Source organism: Plantibacter sp. 2H11-2, assembly GCF_050031945.1.
In the GTDB taxonomy this organism is placed as follows: Bacteria; Actinomycetota; Actinomycetes; order Actinomycetales; family Microbacteriaceae; genus Plantibacter; species Plantibacter auratus.
Genome location: NZ_JBNBBL010000008.1, coordinates 59,460 through 82,845 on the forward strand (window position 1 = coordinate 59,460; position 23,386 = coordinate 82,845).

Here is a 23,386-nt window from a genome sequence, read left to right on the forward strand (position 1 = left end):
GCTAGTACTTCCTCTCCATCGGCTGGTACCGCGTGATGACCACGGGCTTCCAGTCGAGCCGGATGTGGTCGGCCGCGTCGGACGAGTGCGGGTCGCCGGACAGGTACGCCATCGTGTGCTTCATGTAGTTCTCGTCGTCGCGCTTCGGGTAGTCGTCGCGCATGTGACCGCCACGGCTCTCCTGACGGTTGCGAGCGGAGTAGACGACGACCTCGGCGAGGTCGAGCAGGAAGCCCAGCTCGATCGCCTCGAGGAGGTCCGTGTTGAAGCGCTTGCCCTTGTCCTGGACGGCGATGTTCTGGTACCGCTCGCGCAGGTTGTGGATGGTGGCGGTGACGCCGGCGAGGGACTCGTCGGTCCGAAACACCTGGGCGTTACGGTCCATCTCCTCCTGCAGCTCCTTGCGGATCGTGGAGATCCGCTCCGTGCCGTTGGAGTTCCGCATCTGCTCGATGAGGCCGGAGACGAAGCCGGCGGGGTTCTCGGGCAGTGGCGTGAAGTCGACGCCCTGGACGTACTCGACGGCGTTGTTGCCGGCGCGCTTGCCGAACACGTTGATGTCGAGGAGCGAGTTCGTGCCGAGCCGGTTCGAGCCGTGGACGGACACGCACGCGCATTCGCCTGCCGCGTACAGGCCGGGGACGACGGTGTTGTTGTCGCTCAGGACCTCGGCCTTGACGTTCGTCGGGATGCCGCCCATGGCGTAGTGCGCCGTCGGCATGACCGGGACGGGCTCCGTCACCGGGTCGACACCGAGGTAGGTGCGCGCGAACTCGGTGATGTCAGGCAGCTTGGTCTCGAGGACCTCGGCACCGAGGTGGGTGCAGTCGAGGTAGACGTAGTCCTTGTTCGGCCCGGCACCGCGGCCTTCCGCGACCTCCTGGACCATGCAGCGCGCGACGATGTCTCGCGGGGCGAGGTCCTTGATGGTCGGGGCGTACCGCTCCATGAAGCGTTCACCGCTCGCGTTCCGGAGGATCGCACCCTCACCTCGCGCTCCCTCGGTGAGGAGGATGCCGAGACCGGCGAGGCCGGTGGGGTGGAACTGGAAGAACTCCATGTCCTCGAGCGGGAGACCCTTGCGCCAGATGATCCCGACGCCGTCGCCCGTGAGGGTGTGGGCGTTCGAGGTCGTCTTGTAGATCTTGCCGAAGCCACCGGTGGCGAAGATGACCGCCTTCGCCTGGAAGACGTGGATCTCGCCGGTGGAGAGCTCGTACGCGACCACACCGGACGGCTTGTCGACACCGTCGACGTTCGTCATGATCAGGTCGAGCGCGTAGTACTCGTTGAAGAAGTTGATGCCGAGGCGGACGCAGTTCTGGAACAGCGTCTGCAGGATCATGTGGCCCGTGCGGTCGGCCGCGTAGCAGGCACGGCGGACCGGCGCCTTACCGTGGTCACGGGTGTGGCCGCCGAAGCGACGCTGGTCGATCTTGCCCTCGGGGGTGCGGTTGAACGGCAGACCCATGTTCTCGAGGTCGATGACCGCGTCGATGGCCTCCTTCGCGAGGATCTCCGCCGCATCCTGGTCGACGAGGTAGTCGCCGCCCTTGATGGTGTCGAAGGTGTGCCATTCCCAGCTGTCCTCCTCGACGTTCGCGAGCGCAGCGGCCATACCGCCCTGCGCCGCTCCCGTGTGGGACCGCGTCGGGTAGAGCTTGGAGATGACGGCCGTCTTCGCTCCGGGGCCGGCCTCGATCGCGGCGCGCATGCCGGCACCGCCGGCACCGACGATCACGATGTCGAACTGGTGGTAGTGGATGCCGTCGATGACGGTGGACTCGGTGGTTTCTGTAGTCACGGTTTCCGTTGCTCGGTCTCGGTTGCTCAGTTGGCGGGGCAGAACGACGCGAGCAGGTCTGCAGGTGCGCCGGCGGGGCACGGGTCGAAGGTGAAGACGACCAGGGTCCCGAGGATGATGAGGATGGTGACGGCGGCGAGGATCGCGACCTTGAGGACACCGCGGATCGTGCGACCCGTGGCGTAGTCGTTGACGATGGTGCGCATGCCGTTTCCACCGTGGATCAGTGCGAGCCACAGCATGGCGACGTCCCACCACTGCCAGAAGGGGTTCGACAGCTTGCCGCCGACGAAGGCGAAGTCGATGGCCTTGATGCCGTCGCCGACCATGAGGTTGACGAACAGGTGGCCGAAGATGAGGACCAGCAGGATCACGCCGGAGACGCGCATGTAGATCCAGCCCCACTTCTCCCAGTTGACGCCCTTACGGCGCGCGGGACGAGCGGGGGTGCGGGGAGCGGCGATCGTCGTCATCAGTGGCCCATCTCGCTGAACACGTTGATCAGGTGGCGCGGCGTGAAACCGAGCATCGTCACGACCCAGAGACCGATGACGATCCAGAACATGGGCCGCTGGTACTTGGTGCCCTTCGACCAGAAGTCGATGAGGATGATGCGGATGCCGTTGTACGCGTGGTAGGCGATGGCGGCGACGAGTGCGACCTCACCGAGCCCCATGATGGGGTTCTTGTACGTGCCGATGACCGCGTTGTACGCCTCGGGGGAGACCCGCACCAGCGCGGTGTCGAGGACGTGTACGAGGAGGAAGAAGAAGATGGCGACGCCGGTGATCCGGTGGAGCACCCACGACCACATGCCTTCACGGCCCCGGTACAGGGTGCCGGCCGGGCGTTTGGATGTCGTGGATTCCAACGGTGACGTTCGCGTGAGACTCGCGGTCACGAGGTCCTCCCTGATAGTCGCTATCTGCGGCAGATCGTTCTGCCGTGCGGGGGTTGTTGCCTGCCGTGCGTCGAATCGGCGCGCTGGACCAAGTGTAGGCGCGGGATGCGCGGTCCCGCCGCTAAGGCTGGCCTAACTGTCTCGACGTCGAGAGAGGCCGGACACCTGCGCGACGACCGGGCGACACCGGGTGTTCACAACCAGTTCCGTCGCTTGAACACCTTGTAGAGGATGACGCTCGTGGTGGCCATGAGCGCGAGCGCCATCGGGTAGCCGAACCACCACGACAACTCCGGCATGTGGGTGAAGTTCATGCCGTAGATCCCCGCGATGAGACTCGGGCCGAACAGGATGGCGGCCCAGGAGGAGATCTTCTTCACCTCGTCGCCCTGCTTGAGGCTCGCCTCGGTCATCTTCGCCATCTCCTCGTTCTGGCGTTGCCCGACGAGGGTGCTGTTCACGGTCAGGATGTCGCGCAACAGCTCCCGGTAGGCGTCGATCCGCTGGTTGACGCTCGTGAGGTGGTCGGCGACGTCGCGGAGGCCGCGTTGCAGTTCGTCGGCGACCCCGTACTTCGCGCTGCCCTGCTCGAGCGACAGCATCACGTCGCTGAGCGGGTGCGTCGCCCGCTCGAAGGCGATGACCTCGCGGGAGAGCTGGTAGATGCGGCGGGACACCTGGGACTCGCCGACGAAGACCTGCTCCTCGATCTCGTCGATGTCGTTCGAGAGCCCGGCGACCACCGGACCGTAGCCGTCGACGACGGCGTCGATGATGGCGTACAGGATCGCCTGCGGACCGTAGGCGAGGAGTTCGTGCTCCTGCTCCATCCGCGCCCGTACGTGCGACAGGTCGGGGGACTCGGCGTGCCGGAGGGTGATGACGAAGTTCGGACCGACGAAGACGTGCAGCTCGCCGAACTCGACGGTCTCGGTCTCGTCGACGTAGTTGGCGGCCCGGAGGACGACGAACAGGACGTCGTCGTACCGCTCGATCTTCGGCCGCTGGTGCGCGGTGATGGCGTCCTCGACGGCGAGCGGGTGCAGACCGAACTCAGCCGCCAGGACGCCGAGCTCGCCGGCGTCGGGCCGGTAGAGCCCGATCCATGCGACGCCGTCCGGGGTCTCATGGAGCGCGCGGAAGGTGTCCTCGAGTGAGGTGAGCGTCGAGCTGCGGGAACCGTGGCGGTAGATGCAGGCGTTGACGATGCTGTTGCGGCCGTCCAGGTCCGCTGCGTCCGGCGGACCGACGGGGACCGGGGGAGCCTGCTTGCTGCCGAAGGACGGGATCGGGATCCCGAGGACGTTGCGTCCAGCCATGCTCGTACCGTTCTTTCTCGTGCTCGATCTGGCGCTCATCGTAAACCCGTCAGATGACGCTTCCGTGCCGTCGTCCTCAGGCTGGAGCCTGGCGGTACGCTCGGGGGATGACCACGCCCCTCGAACGCTTCTACGCAGTGATCCCGGCCGGCGGCATCGGCAGTCGTCTCTGGCCGCTCTCGCGGGCCGACGCACCCAAGTTCCTGCACGACCTCACCGGCTCCGGCAGCACGCTGTTGCGCGCCACCTGGGACCGCCTCGCGCCGATCGCCGGCGACCAGCGCATCATGGTCGTCACCGGGCGTGCGCACCGCGCGGCCGTCGAACAGCAGCTGCCCGACCTCGCCGACGCCAACGTGGTCCTCGAGAGCGAGCCGCGCGACTCGACCGCCGCGATCGGGCTCGCCGCAGCGATCCTCGTCCGCCGTGAACCCGACGTCATCGTCGGCTCGTTCGCCGCCGACCACGTGATCCGCGGCGACCGCCTGTTCCGCGCCGCGGTCGCCCAGGCCGTCACGGCCGCCGAGGAGCGCTACATCGTCACGATCGGCATCCAGCCCACGGAGCCCGCCATCGGTTTCGGCTACATCAAGAGCGCCCGCGACCTCGGCATCCGCGGGGCCGAAGGGGTCCTGCTGGTCGACTCCTTCGTCGAGAAGCCCGACCTCGCCACGGCCAAGCGGTACGTCTCGAGCGGCGAGCACCTCTGGAACGCCGGGATGTTCATCTCGCGGGCCGACGTCCTCCTCGAGGAGATCGGTCGGCAGAAGCCCGAACTCCTGGCGGGCCTCCTCGAACTCGCCGAGGTCTGGGACGACGCGGCGGCCCGTGGCCCGGTCGTCGACCGCGTCTGGCCGGCGCTCGAGAAGATCGCGATCGACTACTCCGTGGCTGAGCCTGCCGCGGCCGCCGGTCGCATGGCCGTCGTGCCGGCGCACTTCGACTGGGACGACGTGGGCGACTTCGCCTCGCTCGCCAAGCTCAACTCCGGTGGGCGCAAGTCCGACCTCGCCATCCTCGGCGAGAACGCGCGGGTGCTGTCGGACGCCTCAAGCGGCATCGTCGTCAGCCAGACCGGTCGGGTCATCAGCCTCATCGGCGTGCAGGACATCGTCGTCGTCGATACCCCGGACGCCCTGCTCGTCACCACGAGCGCCAACGCGCAGCGGGTGAAGAGCGTCGTGGACGCCCTCAAGTTGTCCGGTCGCGACGACGTCCTCTGATCGGCGACCGACGGTGACCGCGCTGCGCGAGCTGCTCCTGCAGGCGGGCGCGCGTCTCCAAGCCGCAGGCGTGCGTGACGAGGCCCTGGCGGAGGTCTACACACCCCGCGGACTCCCGCTCGTGAAGCGGGCACCCGCGCTGCGGCCGATCGGCCGGGCGTGGCGCCTCGGGGTCGTCCTGCTCTCGGCCGACGGTCGCCTCTTCACCGCCGCCGAATCCACTCGGGCCGTGGAGCCGAAGTGGTTCAACCACCGCTCCTCGGAGGTCGAGCACCGTCGGATCGCGCAGCAAGCGGCCCACCGCGGCCCGTTCGCCGAGGGCGACGTCGTGAACTTCGAGGTCGTCGAGCTCGCGCTGGACGAGGCGTCACTCCGGGAAGGTTCAGGCCCGCTGCGACTCGTCGACGACACGGTCATGCTCCGCTGGGCCGGGCACGACCTCGGGCTCACCCCGCTCGACGCCTACCTCGACGACCGCGTCGCGCTGCTCATCGGCGAATGACCCGTTCGTTCGCCCATCCTTGGGAGAGCGAACCGGGCGATCAGACCGCGGGGCCGAACCACTCCGTGTAGAGCCGCCAGAAGTTGCGGTTGCCGTAGGCACTGCAGGCGTCGCCAGTGCCCGAGACGTTCGCGAGGGCAGCGGCGTTCGGTTGGTACGGCGTGTAGAGGTAGAGGTTCGCCGTCGCCTGGTTGCGGATGTCGACCTGGGTACCGCCGCAGGCCGCGTCGGGGCTGTACTGGATGTAGACCGATCCCAGGTGATACGCCCGCTGATAGGACTCACCCGGCACGTTGAGCGGGTACAGCGTGTACTGCCGGAACTGCCATGCGGAACGGTAGACCTGGTTCTGGAACCCGAAGTAGTCCGCGTCGCAGCTCGCGCTGAAGTTCGGGCCGGTGTCGGGGCAGCCCCAACCCATGGCGCGCGCGTAGCCGTATTCGCTCGGCCCGGTGATGAGCGACTGCTCCTTCTGCATGAGGACGAGCAGCACCTTGGGGTTGATCCCGCACGCGTGGGCGACCTTCGCGACGATCCTCGCCGCCGACTCGTTCACAGCGCCGCGGTAGGCCTCGCAGTGCCCGGGCTCGGCCGCCGGGACGGACTCGGTGCTGGCACGGAAGTCCGCCAGGCACGGCACGCCGTCTTTCGGGGTACAGGGCTGGGAGGCGAAGAACGCCTGGACGTCCGCCTCGCTCATGGCGTTCGCGTCGTAGAAGTTCGCGTCGCTGATGATCTCGCCCGGGTCGAAGTCCGTGCCGCGGACCGTGGGCGGCGCCGGCTGGGCAGGCTTGCTCGGAGCCGGCTTCGTCGGCTTCGGGCTCGCCGTCGAGGGCGTGGTCGGCGAGGGACTCGGGGTGGGCGTCGGCGTCGTCTGCGTCCGGCTCAGCTGCGAGCTCGCGGCGGCCGCGGTCGCCGGCGTGGTCGGCAGTGCGCCGAGCGCCACGAGCGCACCGATACCGAGCGCGGCGAGCAGCGAGGTTGCGGTCGATCGATGCGCACGGCGACGCCGCGCGGGCGAGGGGACCGACGGAGCACGCATGACGACCAGCCTAATCGGGACCGGTGACGTGCAGGGCTTGCGGCGGCCGACAACCGACGGATAGCCTGAGATCACTGTGAAGAACTGAGCGAATCGACGTCCCGCGCCTGCGGCAGACCATCACGAACGTGATGTGCCCGGCGGGAATCCATCGAGGTACGCCAGACGCTTCCAGGTCCGCCCAGGAGTTCGAGCCCAGCGCTCACTCCTGACGTGTCGGACGACGACCGTACGCGGCGTGCCCCATCTCGAAAGGGGCCTCCATGCGAGCACCCATGACCCACGCAACACCAGTCCACCGTCGCACCGCTTCGACCTTCGGGCGATCCATCGACATCCAGCAACTCCGCGCCGACGGCGTCACCCGCTCCTACGGCGACCGCGTCGTGTTGTGCGACGTCGACCTCGTCGTGTCGGCCGGGGATCGTCTCGGCCTGATCGGCGAGAACGGCGCGGGGAAGTCCACGCTGCTGCGCATCCTCGCCGGGATCGACGAGCCGGACGACGGCGAGGCCGTCCGCCCGGTGCGCACCGGCATCCTCATGCAGGAACTCGAGCTCCCGGAGGACACGACGGTCGGCGAGTTGCTGGAGCAGGCGCTCGGCGAGGTCCGGGCCGTCGAGCAGGAGCTCGAGACGTCGGCGGCGGCGCTCGGTGAGACGGGTTCCGCCGGTGACGGTTCCGCCGAGCAGCGGTACGCCGCCGCGCTCGATGCGGCGGAACGCGCCGACGTCTGGACGGCGGACGCCCGGTTGGACGCGGTCGTCGACGGCCTCGGCATCGCCGCGATCGAACGGTCGCGACGACTCGGTGAGGTGAGCGGGGGACAACGGTCCCGCTTCGCCCTCGCCGCGCTCCTCGTCGCGAGACCGACCGCACTGCTGCTCGACGAGCCGACCAACCATCTGGACGACGAGGCGGTCGCCTTCCTCCGCGGCCACCTGTCGGAGTGGCCGGGTCCGGTGCTCTTCGCGAGCCATGACCGCGCCTTCCTCGACGAGGTGGCGACGGGGCTCGTCGACATCGATCCGTCCCGCCCCGTCCCCGTCGGCGAGGCGTCACCCGTCGTGGAGTTCGGCGGGCCGTTCAGCGAGTACCTCGACTGGAAGGCAGCGGAACTCGATCGCTGGTCGGCGCGTCATGACGAGGAGCAGGCCGAACTGCGCCGCCTCGCGTCCGCGGTGCACGACGTCGCCCCGCGGATCAACCACGATCGGGGCATCCGCGACAACAACCGCATGGCCTTCGGCATGCGCGGCGACCGCGTCGAGCAGCAGATCAGTCGGCGGGTGCAGAACGCGCAGCTCCGACTCGAGGTCCTCGAGCGCGAGCAGGTGCGGCGCCCGCCTCGCCAGCTCTCGTTCGCAGGGATCCCGAGCGGATCGACGGTCCTCGACGAGGGGGAGCAGCTGCTCGACCTCGCCGACGCCCGCGTGGACGGCCGGCTGCACCTCGAACGCCTGCAGCTGGCGCCCCGGTCGCGGGTGCTGGTCACCGGGGCGAACGGCTCGGGGAAGTCGACGCTCCTGGCGGTGCTCGCCGGGTCGCTGCGCCTCGATGCGGGGACCGTCCTCCGACGGAAGGGGCTCCGCGTGGGGCTCCTCGAGCAGGACGTCGCGTTCCCGGATGCGGAGCGATCACCTCGGGAGGTCTACGACCGGGCGCTCGGCGAGGCCCGTGCAGCGCGCACCCCGCTCGCGGGTCTCGGGCTCCTGGGGCTTCGCGACCTCGACCGCCCGATCGGCCAGCTCTCTGTCGGGCAGCAGCGCCGTCTGGCCCTGGCGCTGATCATCGCGCGGCCTCCGCACCTGTTCCTCCTGGACGAGCCGACGAACCACCTGTCGCTCACGCTTGCGACGGAGCTCGAGGACGCCCTCGGCGACTATCCGGGCGCGGTCGTCATCGCGAGCCACGACCGATGGCTCCGTCGGCGCTGGAGCGGCGACACCCTGATGCTCGACCGCCGCTGACCGGGATCCCGGTCGGTTCTGCCTGGGCACCGAGCCGCGCTCGGTGCCCAGGTGGGAACCGCAACTACCCGGAGCGCAAGGCGACCGCCGGCGGGGTCGCTCCGCGCTCACGTGCGCAGCATCACGGCCCGGCGATGCGCGTCTGCGCATCCGCGTGTTTCCGGCGCATGACGCCGGTGCCACCGTTCTGTAACGCTTCGGTCGCGAAGCCGGGATCGTCCGTTCGGCGGTCGTCGTATTGGGTAACGTAACCCCATACGCCCCGTGACCCGCGGGGCTGCATCTTGGAGGCTACCTTGGCAATCTCAACTCGGAAGGCCGCTGCGGGCGCAATCGCCGGCGTCGGTCTCATGGCACTGCTCGCCGGCTGCGCATCGGCTCCCAGCACCGGCGACGGCGACTCGACCGGTGCCGCATCCGACTTCCTCCCGTGCATGGTCTCCGACGCCGGTGGCTTCACCGACAAGTCGTTCAACCAGCTCGGCTACGAGGGTCTGACCGAGGCGGCGAAGGAGCTCGGCGTCGAGCCCATCACCGTCCAGTCCGACAAGGCCGACGACTACAAGCCGAACCTGCAGAGCCTGGCCGACCAGGGCTGCTCGCTCATCGTCAGCGTCGGCTTCGCCCTCTCCGCCGACACGGTCGACGCGGCACTCGCGAACCCGGACGTCGACTACGCGATCATCGACGACGCGGCCGACAACGACTTCGACGGCAAGGTCGACGCCCCGAACATCAAGCCGATCCTGTTCGACACCGTCCAGGCCGCGTTCCTCGCGGGCTACGCAGCGGCCGACTACTCGAAGACCGGCGTCGTCGGCACCTTCGGCGGCCAGCCCTTCCCGTCCGTCCAGATCTTCATGGACGGCTTCGCCGAGGGCGTCGCGTACTACAACGAGCAGAAGGGCAAGAGCGTCCAGGTCGTCGGTTGGGACGTCGCCGCTCAGACCGGTTCCTTCACCGGTGGCTTCGAGGCGAACGACACCGCCAAGCAGCTCGCCCGCACACTCATCGACCAGAACGCCGACGTGCTCCTTCCGGTCGGTGGCCCGATCTTCCTGAGCGCGATCGCCGAGATCCAGGAGACCGGTAAGGACATCGCCATGATCGGTGTCGACGCCGACCTGTACGAGACCAACTCCGAGAACAAGGGCCTGTTCCTGACCTCCATCCTCAAGGGCATGAAGGCCGGCGTCGCCGACACCGTGACCGAGGCCGGTGGCGGCAAGTTCGACGCAGCTGCGTACATCGGCACCCTCGAGAACGAGGGCGTCGGCCTCGCGCCGTTCCACGACTTCGAGTCCAAGGTCTCCCCGACCCTGGCCGACGAGCTCGACACGATCAAGGCTGGCATCATCGACGGTTCCATCAAGGCGACCTCGGTCTCCTCGCCCGTCAAGTAGTCCCTCTTCACCCGGGCCCTCGCCCGGGACTCCGGGGGGAGGTCGCGATCCGCGACCTCCCCCCGCTTTGTTCGCGGCACGGCCGGACGGCGATCCCGACCGCCTGTGCCGACATCCGACACGTGACTAGATTGGGACCCATGAAGCTCGAGCTCCGCGGCATCACCAAACGGTTCGGTGCACTCACCGCCAACGACCACATCGACCTCACCGTCGAACCGGGGGAGATCCACTGTCTCCTCGGCGAGAACGGTGCCGGCAAATCCACCCTCATGAACGTCCTCTACGGCCTCTATCAGGCCGACGAGGGCGAGATCCTCCTGGACGACGTCGTCCAGCACTTCCAGGGCCCTGGCGACGCCATGGGCGCCGGCATCGGCATGGTGCACCAGCACTTCATGCTCATCCCCGTCTTCACCGTCGCCGAGAACGTCATGCTCGGCCACGAGCAGACCAAGGGCGGTGGCCGCCTCGACGTCGCAGCGGCCCGCAAGCTCGTCATCGACATCTCCGAGCGGTTCGGCTTCAGCCTCGACCCGGACGCCATCGTCGGCGACCTCCCGGTCGGAGTGCAGCAGCGCGTCGAGATCGTCAAGGCGCTCTCCCGCAACGCCAACGTCCTCGTCTTCGACGAGCCCACCGCCGTGCTCACCCCACAGGAGACGGACGAGCTCATGGCGATCATGAAGCAGCTGAAGGACGAGGGCACGTCCATCGTCTTCATCACCCACAAGTTGCGTGAGGTCCGCGAAGTCGCCGACCGCATCACCGTCATCCGACTCGGCAAGGTCGTCGGCGAGGCCTCGCCCACCGCGACGAACGCCGAGCTGGCGTCCCTCATGGTCGGGCGTCCCGTCGAACTCACGGTCCACAAGGAGGCGCCGAACCTCGGCGACACCACCTTCACCGTGCACGACCTGTCCGTCGTCGACCACCTCGGCCAGCTCGTCGTCAACGGCGTCAGCTTCGAGGTGCGCGAGGGCGAGGTGCTCGCCATCGCCGGCGTCCAGGGGAACGGGCAGACCGAGCTCACCGAGGCGATCCTCGGGCTGCAGCCGCACACCAAGGGCAGCATCAAGCTCGACGGTGTCGAACTCGTCGGGTCCACCCCGCGCAAGGTGCTCGACGCCGGCGTCGGCTTCGTGCCGGAGGACCGATCCGAGGACGGGCTCGTCAAACAGTTCACCATCGCCGAGAACCTCATGCTGGACCGATCGACGGGTGCACCCTTCGTGAAGGGCGGCAACGTCCAGCGCGGATTCCGCGACGAGTTCGCCCGCGAGAAGTCGCAGGAGTTCGACGTCCGGTCGCAGGGCATCGAGTCGCCGGCCGGCTCCCTGTCGGGCGGCAACCAGCAGAAGGTCGTCCTCGCCCGTGAGCTCAGCCGTGAGCTGCGGCTGTTCGTCGCCGCACAGCCGACCCGCGGGATCGACGTCGGCTCGATCGAGTTCGTGCACAAGCGCATCGTCGCCACGCGCGACGCCGGCATCCCCGTCATCGTCGTGTCGACCGAGCTCGACGAGGTCGTCGCGCTCGCCGACCGCATCGCCGTCATGTACCGCGGCGGCATCGTCGGGATCGTCCCGGCATCGACCCCCAGAGAGGTCCTCGGCCTCATGATGGCCGGAGAACTCCCGGCAGGAGCAGCAGCATGAGCGAGACGTCCCACACCCCGCCCGGAACGGTCCAGCCGGTGGCACCGGGTGAGGCGAAGCCCGACACGACCCAGCCGCGCTCGAACAAGGTGCTCGCCGAGATCCTCAACTCGAGCATCGTCATCTCGATCCTCGCCGTCGTCCTGGCGATGGTCGTCGGTGCGATCCTCATCGCGCTGACCGATCCGAAGGTCCACACCGCCGCCGGGTACTTCTTCGCACGCCCGGGCGACACGATCGCGGCGGTCTGGCAGTCGGCGACCGGTGCGTACGGCGCGCTCTTCCAGGGGTCGATCTACAACTTCAAGCGCCCCGACTTCCTCAACGGCATCCGCCCGCTGACGGAGACGCTGACCTTCGCGACCCCGCTGATCCTCGCCGGACTCGGTGTCGGCCTGGCGTTCCGGGTCGGCATGTTCAACATCGGTGGACGCGGTCAGATGCTCATCGCCGCCGCCTGCGCCGGATGGGTCGGCTTCACGCTCGACCTCCCGCCCGTGGTGCACCTGCTCGTCGCGATCGCCGCCGGCATCATCGGTGGCGCGTTCTGGGGCGGCATCGTCGGCGTCCTGAAGGCCCGCACCGGCGCGCACGAGGTGATCATCACGATCATGCTCAACTACGTCGCGTTCTACCTCATCACCTTCATGCTCTCCACGCAGGGGCTGCTGCAGGCTCCCGGGTCGAACGTGCCGAAGAGCGCGGCGATGGCGGAGAACGCCGTCCTGCCCAAGCTCCTCGGTGACCGCTACAACCTGCACGCCGGCTTCCTGATCGCGATCCTCGCGGTCGTGCTCGTGTGGTGGTTGTTCAGCCGGTCCTCGATCGGGTTCCGCTTCCGGGCGGTCGGTGAGAACCCGAACGCAGCGCGCGTCGCGGGTATCGACGTGAAGAACACCTACGTGTACGCCATGCTGCTCTCCGGTGGACTGATCGGTCTCGCCGGCGTCTCGCAGGTGCTCGGAACGGTGACCTCCGGGTTCGACAACGGCATCGACGCCGGCATCGGCTTCGACGCCATCACCGTCGCGCTCCTCGGACGTAGCCGGCCGGGCGGCATCCTCATCGCCGGCATCCTGTTCGGTGCGCTCAAGGCCGGTGGGTACTCCATGCAGGCCACCCAGGGCGTCAACGTGCCGATCGACATCGTGCTCGTCCTCCAGGCACTCATCGTGCTGTTCATCGCGGCTCCGCCGCTCGTGCGGGCGATCTTCTTCCTGCCGAAGCCCGACGGTTCGACGCGCCGAACGCGTCGCTCCGCCAAGAAGGAGGTGTCCGCATGAGTGGATTCACGCTCGACAAGCAGACGCCGCAGCCGGCCCCCGACGCCCCGATCGTCCTCGAGACGGTCGTCGTCCGGAGCTGGAAGGCCCCGATCGCGTTCGGGATCTTCACCGTCATCGCGTTCCTGTTGTTCGTCATCTGGCACCGCGACGGCAACAGCACGTTCCGGCTCTCCAGCGACGGCGACGTCATCCAGCTGCCGACGGTCGTGCTCCCGTCCACGGTCACGGGCATCGTCGTCACGATCCTCCTGGCCGCCATCACGGCACTGAGCGCGTACCTCGTCACGACGGGCAAGAAGGTCCCGCTCTGGCTCATCACCGTGTTCGGTGTGCTGTTCATGGTCGGGTTCCTGTCGTGGGCCGCCGCGGGCAAGGCGATCCCGATCACCGGGCTCCTGCTCGGCACGGTCGCCCTGAGCGTCCCGCTCATCTTCGGCGCGCTCGGCGGCGTCATCTCCGAGCGGGTCGGCGTCGTGAACATCGCGATCGAGGGCCAGCTGCTCGCCGGCGCGTTCTCGTCCGCCTTCGTCGCCTCGGTGACGGGGAACGCCTTCCTCGGGCTCGTCGCGGCGATGATCGCCGGCACGCTCGTGAGCTTCCTGCTCGCGGCGTTCTCGATCAAGTACCTCGTCGACCAGGTCATCGTCGGTGTGGTGCTCAACGTCCTCGTCGTCGGACTCACGAGCTTCCTGTACTCGCAGGTGCTCACGAAGAACGAGGCGCTCTTCAACAGCCCGCCGAAGTTCCCCCGGATCAACATCCCGATCCTCAGCGAGATCCCGCTCATCGGGCCTGTGCTGTTCCGCCAGACGATCATCATCTACCTGATGTACATCGCCGTGGCCGTGGTCTTCTTCTGCCTGTTCTACACGCGCTGGGGCCTCCGCCTCCGCGCCGTGGGTGAGCACCCGCAGGCGGCCGACACCGTCGGCATCAACGTGAACCGGACGCGGTTCTGGAACGTCGCGCTCGCGGGCGCGATCGTCGGCCTCGGTGGGGCGTACTTCACCCTCGGCTCGGTCGGTGCGTTCAACAAGGAGATGACGGCGGGTGCCGGCTACATCGCGCTCGCAGCGGTCATCTTCGGACGCTGGGACCCGCTCAAGGCGACGCTCGCCGCGCTGCTGTTCGGCTTCACGCAGAACCTGCAGTTCGCGTTGAGTGCCATCGGCTCCCCGGTGCCGAGCGCGTTCATGCTCATGCTGCCGTACGTGGTGACGATCTTCGCAGTCGCCGGACTCGTCGGCATCTCCCGCGGACCGGCAGCCGCCGGCAAGCCCTACGTGAAGGGCTGACCGTGAGCGACACGACGACCACGCCACACGTCGACTGGGAGGCGCTGCACACCGCGGCCCGGGAGGCGATGGGTCACGCCTACGTGCCCTACAGCCGGTTCCCGGTCGGCGCGGCTGCCCTCGTCGACGACGGCCGGATCATCTCCGGCTGCAACGTCGAGAACGCCAGCTACGGCCTGACACTGTGCGCGGAGTGCGCGCTCGTCTCCGCCCTCCACATGTCGGGCGGAGGACGCCTCGTGGCGTTCGCCTGCGTCGACGGCAAGGGCGAACGCCTCATGCCGTGCGGCCGATGCCGACAGCTGCTGTACGAGCACTCGACGGCGGGCATGCTGCTCGACACCGTCTCCGGCATCCGCACCATCGACGAGGTCCTGCCGGACGCCTTCGGACCACGTCAACTCGAGGAGTACCACGCATGAGTTCCGTAGAAGCATTCGACGTCGTCGACCTCATCCGCACGAAGCGCGACCGCGGAGAGCTGTCGACGCCGCAGATCGACTGGCTGATCGACGCCTTCACCCGCGGCTACGTCGCCGACGAGCAGATGTCGGCGCTGGCGATGGCGATCCTGCTGAACGGCATGGAGCGGCGCGAGATCCGCGACCTCACGATGGCGATGATCGCGAGTGGCGAGCGGATGAGTTTCGCGTCGCTCGAGAAGCCGACCTCTGACAAGCACTCGACCGGCGGCGTCGGCGACAAGATCACCCTGCCGCTCGCCCCGCTCGTTGCCGTCTTCGGCGTCGCGGTGCCGCAGCTGTCGGGCCGCGGGCTCGGGCACACGGGTGGGACGCTCGACAAGCTCGAGAGCATCCCCGGCTGGCGTGCGGCATTGACGAACGACGAGATGATGGCGCAGCTGGCGGACGTCGGCGCGGTCATCTGCGCCGCCGGCTCCGGTCTCGCCCCGGCGGACAAGCGCCTGTACGCCCTGCGCGACACGACGGGCACGGTCGAGGCGATCCCGCTCATCGCGTCGAGCATCATGTCGAAGAAGATCGCCGAAGGCACCGGGGCGCTCGTCCTCGACGTCAAGTTCGGCTCCGGCGCCTTCATGCAGGACTACGAGCGTGCCGAGGATCTGGCGCGCACGATGGTCGCGCTCGGAACGGACGCCGGTGTGGCCACGACCGCGCTGTTGACGGACATGAACGTCCCGCTCGGCCTCGCGATCGGCAACGCGAACGAGGTCCGCGAGTCCGTCGAGGTCCTCGCGGGTGGCGGTCCGGCGGACGTCGTCGAGCTGACGCTCGCCCTCGCGCGGGAGATGCTGACCCTCGCCGGGCAGCCGGACGCTGACGTCGAGGGCGCCCTCGCGGACGGTCGGGCCATGGACGTCTGGAAGCGCATGATCCGCGCACAGGACGGCGACCCGGACGCACCGCTGCCGGTCGCCAAGGAGACCCACGTCGTCACGGCGTCGCGCGACGGCGTGCTGGCGACGCAGGAGGCACTGCCGTTCGGCATCGCGGCATGGCGCCTCGGTGCCGGTCGGGCCAGGCAGCAGGACCCGGTCATCCACGCGGCGGGCATCGACCTGCACGCGAAGCCGGGCGACGAGGTCCGGGCCGGACAGCCGCTCTTCACGCTGAGTGCCGACGATGCGGCACGCTTCCCGCGGGCGCTCGAGGCCCTCGACGGCGCCTACACGATCGAGGACACCGCACCCCCGCGCGGCCCCATCGTCCGGGCCCGCATCGAGGCCTGAGTCCGTTGAGATGAGGCAACTCGTCGTCCATCGCCGTTCCGGACGACGAGTTGCCTCACCTGAGTACGCGACCTGTGGAGAACGACGGGGGAAGCTCCTGCCGGCGGCACGATCGAAGGATGACCTTCCGATCCTCGATCCCGATCATGGCCGGGCCGAAGCCCGCTCAGTCGGCAGTGCGCGCCGGGTTCACTCCCCGCCAGCTCCGGAACCCAGCGCTTGGTGCTCCCTTCCACGGGATCCGAACGCCACCGGGCTACCCGACTGACCTGTACCACCAAGCGGTCGCCTACCTGAGTGCTCTCCCGATCGGGGGAGCCTTCAGCCATCAGACGGCCGCTGCTCTGCACGGCATCCCGACGCCCAGGCCGACGAGTCCGGACGTCCCGCTGCATGTCATGTGACCTGCTGGCGTCCGGGCGCGAGAGGGGCGCGGCGTGGTGGGACATCGCGGCACCCTCGGCCCGGGGGACATCGTCGATCTCGACGGACTCCCGGTCACCAGTGTCGAGCGGACCTGGTGCGACCTCGCGACGGTGGTACCGCTCCCGGCATTGATCGCCGCCGGCGACGCCCTTCTCTGGTTCCTGGATCCTCGGACGTCCCTCGATCGGCTTCGTCAGGCCGTCGAGGAGTATTCGTCGCGTCGTGGCGTCGTCGCCCTTCGGTCGGCGATCCCGCGGTTGCATGACCGCTGCCAGTCGCCGAAGGAGACCGAGCTCCGGTTGATCCTCGAGGCGTCGGCGCTCCCGAAGGCGGAGCACAACGCCGAAATCGTCCTCCACGGCTCCGGGCGAGTGGTCCGGGGCGATGTGGTGTTCCGTGTCCAGCGTCTGGTCCTCGAGTACGAGGGAGACCATCACCGGACCGACCGGTCGCAATGGCGGAAGGACATCGCGCGCACGGAGGACTTGGCACATGAGGGGTGGACGGTGATGCGCTTGACTGCCGACGACCTCCGCCGACCGTCGATGCTCGCGGAGCGCATCCGGGTGCGCCTCGGCGGCCCCGGCCGAGTTGAGGCGGTTGGTCGTTGAGGGCGATGGGGAGTGACGAAGTGCCTCACCTCGACGGAGGGCTGAGCGGTACAGTGAACCCCGTGACCTCTGCAGACGAATCCCCCCTCTCCGGCGTCGACCTCCGCGCGCTCCCGAAGATCTCGCTCCACGACCACCTCGACGGCGGTGTGCGGCCCGCCACGATCATCGAGCTGGGCGAAGCGAACGGTGTCGACGTCCCCGTGTCGGACCCCGACGGCCTGGCCGACTGGTTCTACACGCAGTGCAACGCCGGCTCGCTCGTCGAGTACCTGAAGACCTTCGACCTCAGCACCGCGGTCATGCAGACCGAGGAGGGGCTCGTCCGCATCGCGCGCGAGTTCGTCCAGGACCTCGCTGCGGACGGCGTCATCTACGGTGAGGTGCGCTGGGCTCCCGAACAGCACCTCACCCGGGGTCTCAGCCTCGACGCGGTCGTCGAGGCCGTCCAGGAGGGCATCGAGCTCGGCATCAAGGACGCGGCCCACTCCGGCTCCGACATCCAGATCGGCCAGCTCGTCACGGCCATGCGGCATGCCGACCGCGCGCTCGAGATCGCTGAGCTCGCCGTGCGCCATCGCGAGCGCGGCGTGGTCGGGTTCGACATCGCCGGCGCTGAGGCGGGCTTCCCCGCCAGCAAGCACCGGCTGGCGTTCGACTACCTCGCGGCCGAGCTGTTCCCGGTCACCGTCCACGCGGGGGAGGCCGACGGCATCGAGTCGATCCGGAGCGCCATGCTCGACGGCCGTGCGCTGCGACTCGGCCACGGTGTCCGCATCGCGGAGGACATCTTCATCGAGCGCGACGACGCCGAGTCCCTCTACGCCACGCTCGGTCCCGTCGCGGAGTGGGTCCGCGACCGCAAGATCCCGTTGGAGCTCAGCCCGCAGTCGAACCTGCAGACCGGAGCCATCGCGGCCTGGGGCGAGGAGCTCGAGGACCACCCGTTCGACCTCCTCTACCAGCTCGACTTCGCCGTCACGGTGAACGTCGACAACCGCACGATGAGCGACACGAGCCTGACGAAGGAGCTCGCGCTCCTCTCCGAGGCGTTCGACTACGACCTCACCGACCTGGAGACCTTCCAGCTGAACGCCGCCGCCGCGACGTTCCAGCCGCTGGAGATCCGTGAGGCTCTGGCGGACCGCATCAGCGAGGCGTTCGACGAGTTCCTCGACGACGACGAGGACTGACGATGCCGGCAGGTGCTGTTCCGGCGACCGCCTGGGCGGCACCTGCGCGGCAGGCTTCCAGCCTCGGAGCGTTACGATGGTTCCGATCCATTCGGGTCGACCGATCCTCTGATTGAAGCGATGCCACTCCCAGAACTGTCCGAAGCAAGCGTCGCGCTCCACGTCGAAGCCGACGACTGGCGCGAGGCGATCCGCGTAGCCGGAGCGCTGCTCTCCGACACCCATGCGACGGACGCCGCATACACCCAGCGGATGATCGACGTCGTCGAGGAGTTCGGCGCATATGTCGTGATCGCGCCGGGCCTGGCGCTCGCGCACGCCCGACCGGGTGCCGACGTCCACGACGACGCCCTCGTCGTCGCGACCCTGGCTGCTCCGGTGCGGTTCGGACACCCCCACAACGACCCCGTCTCGGTGGTCCTCGGCCTCGCCGTCACCACCGCCGAGTCGCACGTGGGCTGGGTGGCGGAGATCGCCAATGTCTTCAACGACGAGACCGCCATCCCGCGGCTCGCAGCGGCCACGACGCTCGACGAGGTGCGCGCCGTGTTCGGTGCGTCCCCCCTGAGCATCGGAGACCAGGCATGAAGATCGTCGCCGTCTGCGGTTCGGGGGTCGGCTCCTCCGCGATCCTCAAGCTCAACGCCGAACGCGCGCTCGAACGCCTCGACCTCGAGGCCGATGTCGTCGCCGGTGACATCGAGAGCCTCGGCACGACCGCGGCCGACGCCCAGGTGATCCTGACCTCGCCGGAGCTCGTCGAGCGCATCGGCAAGACCTTCGCCGACATCGTCGTCATCGACAACTACTTCGATCTCGCCGAACTCACCGAGAAGCTCGAACGCGCCATCGGCTGACCGGTGCGGCCCGATCTCCGGGCCGCACACCGCCAGGCCGCTCAGCCCGTCGAGGGGCTAGGAGACGAGCGCCGTGAGATCCGTCCGCAGCGCGGCGAGCCGCGCGGTGACCGTCGCCGCCCGCTCGGCGGCGTCGCCGTCGGCGGACTGGACGTCGACGTACACCTTGAGCTTCGGTTCCGTGCCGCTCGGTCGGATCATGACACGGGTGCCGTCGTCGAGCCAGACGCGCAGGACGTCGCTCGGCGGGAGCGCCTCGAAGCCGTCGGCGAGGTCGTCGATCCGGGTCACCCGGGCTCCCGCGAGCTCCGTCGGCGGGAGTGCCCGCAGCCCGGACATGACCTCGCCGATGCGGCTGAGCTCCGCGTAGCGGATGGAGATCTGGTCGCTGCCGAAGGAACCGAAGGTGTCCGCGAACCGGTCGAGGAGCCCCGCGACGCTCTCGCCCGCCTGCGCCGACGCCGTCGCGAGACCGAGGAACGCCACGGCGGCCGAGATGCCGTCCTTGTCGCGCACGGTCCCGGGGTTCACGAGGTAGCCGAGGGCCTCCTCGAAGCCGAAGACCATGCCCGGCGTCCGGGAGATCCACTTGAACCCGGTGAGCGTCTCCCGGAACTCGAGGCCGTGCGCCTCGGCGACGATGCGTAGGGCGGGGGAGGAGACGATCGAGCACGCGAGCGTGCCCTCGGGTGCCGCGTCGCCGTCGAATGCGGCACTGGCGGCCTGGGCGGCCCGCCAGCCGAGGAGGAGACCGACCTCGTTGCCGGTGAGTCGACGGAACCCCGACGGCGCTGCGTCGTCGGGGATCGCGATCGCCAGGCGGTCGGCATCGGGGTCGTTGGCGATGATGATGTCGGCGCCGACTGCTCGCGCCGTCGCGAAGGACAGGTCGAGTGCGCCCGGCTCCTCCGGGTTCGGGAAGCTGACGGTCCGGAAGGTGGGATCGGGATCGATCTGCTCGGTGACGAGTTCCGGTGCCGGGTAACCGGCCGTCTCGAGGACGCGTCGAGTCGTCTCCCAACCCACGCCGTGCATGGCCGTGTAGACGACGCGCAGCTGGCTGCCCGCCGGGGCGGGAGCGACGGCCGCGGTCTCGGCGACATAGGCGTCGACGACGTCCTCGCCCGCGATCTCGAACCCGTCGCTGCGCGGGAGGTCCTGGACGAGCGCCGTCTCGGCGATGCGCCCGATGTGGGCGGCGATGGCCGCGTCGGCGGGGGAGACGATCTGGGACCCGTGGTGCTCACCGCCCAGGTACACCTTGTAGCCGTTGTCGGCGGGCGGATTGTGACTCGCGGTCACCATGACTCCGGCCGAGGCGTCGAAGAACCGCACGGCGAACGCGAGGACGGGCGTCGGCAGGAGCCGTGGGAGCAGGATGGCGCGGACACCGGCACCGGCCATCAGCTCGGCGGTGTCGCCGGCGAACACGGCGGAGTTCTTCCGGCCGTCGTATCCGATGACGACGCTCGGCGTCACCCCTTCCGGCGCCTGCTCGATCAGGTAGGCGGCGAGCCCGGCCGCGGCCTGCGACACGAGGACCCGGTTCATCCGGTTGGAGCCGGCCTCGATGCGACCGCGGAGCCCGGCAGTGCCGAATTGCAGTCGGGTGTCGAAGCGGTCGTGCAGCTCGGCTACGGCCACGTCGTCGGACACCCGGGCGCGTTCGACGAGGCCTGCCAGTTCGGCCCGGGTCTCGTCGTCGGGATCCTGGGCGAGCCAGGCCTCGGCGGTCGCGAGCAGGCTCGTCGCCTCGCTCACAGGGCCGCGACGATCTGCGCGAGGAGCTTGCTGATCACCGGCTCGGCCGCCTGGCCGGCTTCGATGACCTCGGCGTGGCTGAGCGGCGTCTGCTGGATGCCGGCGGCGAGGTTGGTGATGAGCGACATCCCGAGGACCTCCATGCCGGCCTGACGTGCGGCGATCGCCTCGAGCGCGGTCGACATGCCGACGATGTGGCCGCCGATCGCCTTCGCCATCTGGACCTCGGCCGGGGTCTCGTAGTGCGGTCCGCGGAACTGCGTGTAGACGCCTTCGTCGAGCTCCGGAGCGACGCTGTGCGCGATGTCCCGCAGCCGCTTGGCGTAGAGGTCGGTGAGGTCGATGAACGTCGCGCCCTCGAGCGGCGAGTCGGCCGTGAGGTTGATGTGGTCGCTGATCAGCACGGGCGTGCCGGGCGTCCAGTGGTTCTTGATGCCACCGGCGCCGTTCGTCAGCACCATGATGCGCGCGCCGGCCGCAGCGGCCGTCCGCACGCTGTGCACGACACGGCGGACACCGTGGTTCTCGTAGTAGTGCGTCCGGGCGCCGATGACGAGCGCACGCTTGCCGCTCGGGAGCAGGACCGAGCGCAGGGTGCCCACGTGGCCCTCGAGCGCCGGCTTCGAGAAGCCGACGATCTCCGAGGCCGGGATCGTCGCCGTCGTCTCGCCGATCAGGTCGGCCGCCTTGCCCCAGCCGCTGCCGAGGGTGAGTGCGATGTCGTGGCGTTCCACGCCGGTCTTCTCAGCGATCTGGCCGGCGGCTTCGCGGGCGATCTCGAAGGGATCGACATCGGACAGATCGAGTGGGTTCGCAGAGGTTTCGGACATCCTCTCACTCTAGACAGGGGCGGGGCCGCCGCCCAACCGTGCCGACCCCGCTCATCCGCGCACGATGCCCACCGCCGCAGGCCCGAACGGGTTTGGTCCCGCCCCTGGTGGCGCGCGAGAATGGACGCATGGCCTACGAGTTCGAACGCAAGCAGCGAGTGGCGATCATCGGAGGCGGACCCGGCGGGTACGAGGCGGCCCTCGCCGGGGCACAGCTCGGGGCCGACGTCACGCTCGTGGAGCGCACGGGCGTCGGCGGCGCGGCGGTCATCACCGACGTCGTCCCGTCCAAGAGCCTCATCGCCACGGCCGACGCGGTCGGGGCCATCGGCGAGGCGGCCGACCTCGGCGTGCAGTTCTTCGTCCGCTCGGAGACCACCGGGAAGCCCAGCCGTCCCGAGGTCGCCGTGAACCTCGCCGCCGTCAACAAGCGACTGCTCGGATTGGCCCGCCAGCAGTCCGAGGACATGCGGGCGAGTCTCATCCGTGCCGGTGTCCGCATCGTCAACGGTCAGGGGCGGCTCGACGGACCGAACGAGGTCATCGTCTCGACCGACCTGTCCGGCGGCACCGACTTCGACCGCATCGAGGCTGACACCGTCGTCGTCTCCGTCGGCGCGAGCCCGCGCCAGTTGCCCTCTGCCCTGCCGGACGGCGAGCGCATCCTCACCTGGACGCAGCTCTACAACCTCACCTCCGTCCCCGAGCACCTCATCGTCGTCGGCTCGGGCGTCACGGGCGCCGAGTTCGCCTCCGCCTACACGGCGCTCGGCTCCAAGGTCACGCTCATCTCGAGCCGCGACCAGGTGCTGCCCGGTGAGGACGCCGATGCGGCGGCGGTCATCGAGAACGTCTTCAAGCGCAACGGCATGACGGTCCTGTCGAAGTCGCGGGCCGACTCCGTCACCAGAACCGAGACCGGCGTCGTCGCCACGCTCTCCGACGGTCGCACGGTCGAGGGTTCGCACTGCCTCATGGCGGTCGGTTCGGTGCCCAACACCGCCGGGATCGGTCTCGAGGAGGCCGGCGTGCAGCTGACCGATTCCGGTCACATCCGCGTGAACCGAGTGGCGCGCACGAGTGTCCCCAACATCTACGCCGCCGGTGACTGCACGACCTTCCTGCCGCTCGCGTCCGTCGCGTCGATGCAGGGTCGCACTTCGATGCTGCACGCGATGGGCGACGCGGTGAACCCGACCGAGATCCGCAACGTCGCCGCGAACATCTTCACGCAGCCCGAGATCGCGACCGTCGGCTGGACCCAGAAGCAGATCGAGGACGGCATCGCCCAGGGTGAGATCTATAAGCTGCCCCTCGCCCAGAACCCGCGCGCCAAGATGATGGGCATCAAGGACGGTTTCGTCAAGCTGTTCGCGCGGACCGGCAGCGGGACGGTCATCGGCGGGGTCATCGTCGCCCCGAAGGCCAGCGAGCTCATCTTCCCGCTCGCCCTCGCGGTCGAGCAACGGCTGAACGTCGACCAGGTGGCTCGTGCCTTCACGGTCTACCCGTCACTCACCGGGTCGATCACCGACGCTGCGCGCGCCATGCACATCGTCGAATAGGCGTCGTCCTCGTCGAACCGGCGCTGAGACGC

The 23,386-nt window shown here is 68.9% G+C and carries 21 protein-coding genes; 14 read left to right on the plus strand and 7 right to left on the minus strand.

Translation table 11 applies throughout. From position 1 onward, the window contains the following. Position 1: 1 nt before the first annotated feature. The 4 genes from sdhA to corA form a co-directional block, all read right to left on the minus strand. Positions 2-1,804, minus strand: coding sequence for a succinate dehydrogenase flavoprotein subunit (gene sdhA, locus ACQG07_RS15315; RefSeq protein WP_086474106.1), 1,803 nt, complete (start codon positions 1,802-1,804; stop codon positions 2-4). Positions 1,805-1,830: 26 nt separating this feature from the next. Continuing rightward, on the minus strand, positions 1,831-2,277 hold the full coding sequence (locus tag ACQG07_RS15320; RefSeq protein WP_064294824.1) for a succinate dehydrogenase hydrophobic membrane anchor subunit: 447 nt from the start codon (positions 2,275-2,277) through the stop codon (positions 1,831-1,833). Next, a complete protein-coding gene (gene sdhC, locus ACQG07_RS15325; protein ID WP_255376691.1) occupies positions 2,277-2,705 on the minus strand; it encodes a succinate dehydrogenase, cytochrome b556 subunit in 429 nt (142 codons plus the stop codon). The genes ACQG07_RS15320 and sdhC overlap by 1 nt, the downstream gene beginning before the upstream one ends. A gap of 194 nt (positions 2,706-2,899) precedes the next feature. Continuing rightward, positions 2,900-4,024: a magnesium/cobalt transporter CorA gene (gene corA, locus ACQG07_RS15330; RefSeq protein WP_071262530.1), complete on the minus strand. Its 1,125-nt coding sequence runs from the start codon at positions 4,022-4,024 to the stop codon at positions 2,900-2,902. A 107-nt stretch (positions 4,025-4,131) separates the two neighbouring features. On the opposite strand from corA, the gene ACQG07_RS15335 reads away from it, so the two are divergent. Beyond that, a complete protein-coding gene (locus ACQG07_RS15335) occupies positions 4,132-5,247 on the plus strand; it encodes a mannose-1-phosphate guanylyltransferase (protein WP_426738717.1) in 1,116 nt (371 codons plus the stop codon). A 13-nt stretch (positions 5,248-5,260) separates the two neighbouring features. Continuing rightward, the gene (locus ACQG07_RS15340; protein ID WP_079707335.1) at positions 5,261-5,749 is read left to right on the plus strand and encodes a hypothetical protein; all 489 of its coding nucleotides are present in this window, start codon (positions 5,261-5,263) and stop codon (positions 5,747-5,749) included. Positions 5,750-5,789: 40 nt separating this feature from the next. Here ACQG07_RS15340 and ACQG07_RS15345 read toward each other — a convergent pair whose 3' ends face one another. Beyond that, a complete protein-coding gene (locus ACQG07_RS15345) occupies positions 5,790-6,791 on the minus strand; it encodes a hypothetical protein (protein WP_426738718.1) in 1,002 nt (333 codons plus the stop codon). Between the two features lie 275 nt (positions 6,792-7,066). Here ACQG07_RS15345 and ACQG07_RS15350 point away from each other — a divergent pair, with 275 nt between their 5' ends. The 11 genes from ACQG07_RS15350 (at position 7,067) to ACQG07_RS15400 (ending at position 19,198) form a co-directional block, all read left to right on the plus strand. Then, positions 7,067-8,761, plus strand: coding sequence for an ABC-F family ATP-binding cassette domain-containing protein (locus ACQG07_RS15350; RefSeq protein WP_426738719.1), 1,695 nt, complete (start codon positions 7,067-7,069; stop codon positions 8,759-8,761). A 296-nt stretch (positions 8,762-9,057) separates the two neighbouring features. Continuing rightward, on the plus strand, positions 9,058-10,164 hold the full coding sequence (locus tag ACQG07_RS15355; protein ID WP_124769713.1) for a BMP family lipoprotein: 1,107 nt from the start codon (positions 9,058-9,060) through the stop codon (positions 10,162-10,164). 140 nt (positions 10,165-10,304) lie between these two features. After that, the gene (locus ACQG07_RS15360) at positions 10,305-11,819 is read left to right on the plus strand and encodes an ABC transporter ATP-binding protein (protein WP_124769712.1); all 1,515 of its coding nucleotides are present in this window, start codon (positions 10,305-10,307) and stop codon (positions 11,817-11,819) included. After that, positions 11,816-13,102 (plus strand): ABC transporter permease, encoded by a 1,287-nt coding sequence (locus ACQG07_RS15365; protein ID WP_426738720.1) that lies wholly within the window; start codon positions 11,816-11,818, stop codon positions 13,100-13,102. Before ACQG07_RS15360 ends, ACQG07_RS15365 begins: the two co-directional genes overlap by 4 nt. Continuing rightward, the gene (locus ACQG07_RS15370; RefSeq protein WP_079707330.1) at positions 13,099-14,400 is read left to right on the plus strand and encodes an ABC transporter permease; all 1,302 of its coding nucleotides are present in this window, start codon (positions 13,099-13,101) and stop codon (positions 14,398-14,400) included. Before ACQG07_RS15365 ends, ACQG07_RS15370 begins: the two co-directional genes overlap by 4 nt. A 2-nt stretch (positions 14,401-14,402) precedes the next feature. Continuing rightward, entirely contained in the window at positions 14,403-14,822 is a 420-nt protein-coding gene (locus tag ACQG07_RS15375; protein WP_191941486.1) for a cytidine deaminase, read from the plus strand. Next, positions 14,819-16,111: a thymidine phosphorylase gene (locus ACQG07_RS15380; RefSeq protein WP_426738721.1), complete on the plus strand. Its 1,293-nt coding sequence runs from the start codon at positions 14,819-14,821 to the stop codon at positions 16,109-16,111. The genes ACQG07_RS15375 and ACQG07_RS15380 overlap by 4 nt, the downstream gene beginning before the upstream one ends. 437 nt (positions 16,112-16,548) lie before the next feature. Beyond that, a complete protein-coding gene (locus ACQG07_RS15385) occupies positions 16,549-17,148 on the plus strand; it encodes a DUF559 domain-containing protein (protein WP_426738722.1) in 600 nt (199 codons plus the stop codon). Between the two features lie 5 nt (positions 17,149-17,153). After that, positions 17,154-18,341, plus strand: a complete 1,188-nt coding sequence (locus ACQG07_RS15390; protein WP_124769708.1) for an adenosine deaminase — start codon at positions 17,154-17,156, stop codon at positions 18,339-18,341. A 120-nt stretch (positions 18,342-18,461) separates the two neighbouring features. Next, the gene (locus ACQG07_RS15395; protein WP_124769707.1) at positions 18,462-18,929 is read left to right on the plus strand and encodes a PTS sugar transporter subunit IIA; all 468 of its coding nucleotides are present in this window, start codon (positions 18,462-18,464) and stop codon (positions 18,927-18,929) included. Continuing rightward, positions 18,926-19,198, plus strand: coding sequence for a PTS sugar transporter subunit IIB (locus ACQG07_RS15400; protein WP_064294838.1), 273 nt, complete (start codon positions 18,926-18,928; stop codon positions 19,196-19,198). The genes ACQG07_RS15395 and ACQG07_RS15400 overlap by 4 nt, the downstream gene beginning before the upstream one ends. A 57-nt stretch (positions 19,199-19,255) precedes the next feature. On the opposite strand, the gene ACQG07_RS15405 is transcribed toward ACQG07_RS15400, so the two are convergent. Then, positions 19,256-20,959: a phospho-sugar mutase gene (locus ACQG07_RS15405; protein ID WP_274500670.1), complete on the minus strand. Its 1,704-nt coding sequence runs from the start codon at positions 20,957-20,959 to the stop codon at positions 19,256-19,258. Then, on the minus strand, positions 20,956-21,789 hold the full coding sequence (locus ACQG07_RS15410) for a purine-nucleoside phosphorylase (protein ID WP_426738723.1): 834 nt from the start codon (positions 21,787-21,789) through the stop codon (positions 20,956-20,958). Before ACQG07_RS15410 ends, ACQG07_RS15405 begins: the two co-directional genes overlap by 4 nt. A 128-nt stretch (positions 21,790-21,917) precedes the next feature. Between ACQG07_RS15410 and ACQG07_RS15415 the strand changes: the two genes are divergently transcribed. Further along, on the plus strand, positions 21,918-23,354 hold the full coding sequence (locus tag ACQG07_RS15415) for an NAD(P)H-quinone dehydrogenase (RefSeq protein ID WP_079707323.1): 1,437 nt from the start codon (positions 21,918-21,920) through the stop codon (positions 23,352-23,354). Positions 23,355-23,386 lie beyond the last annotated feature (32 nt).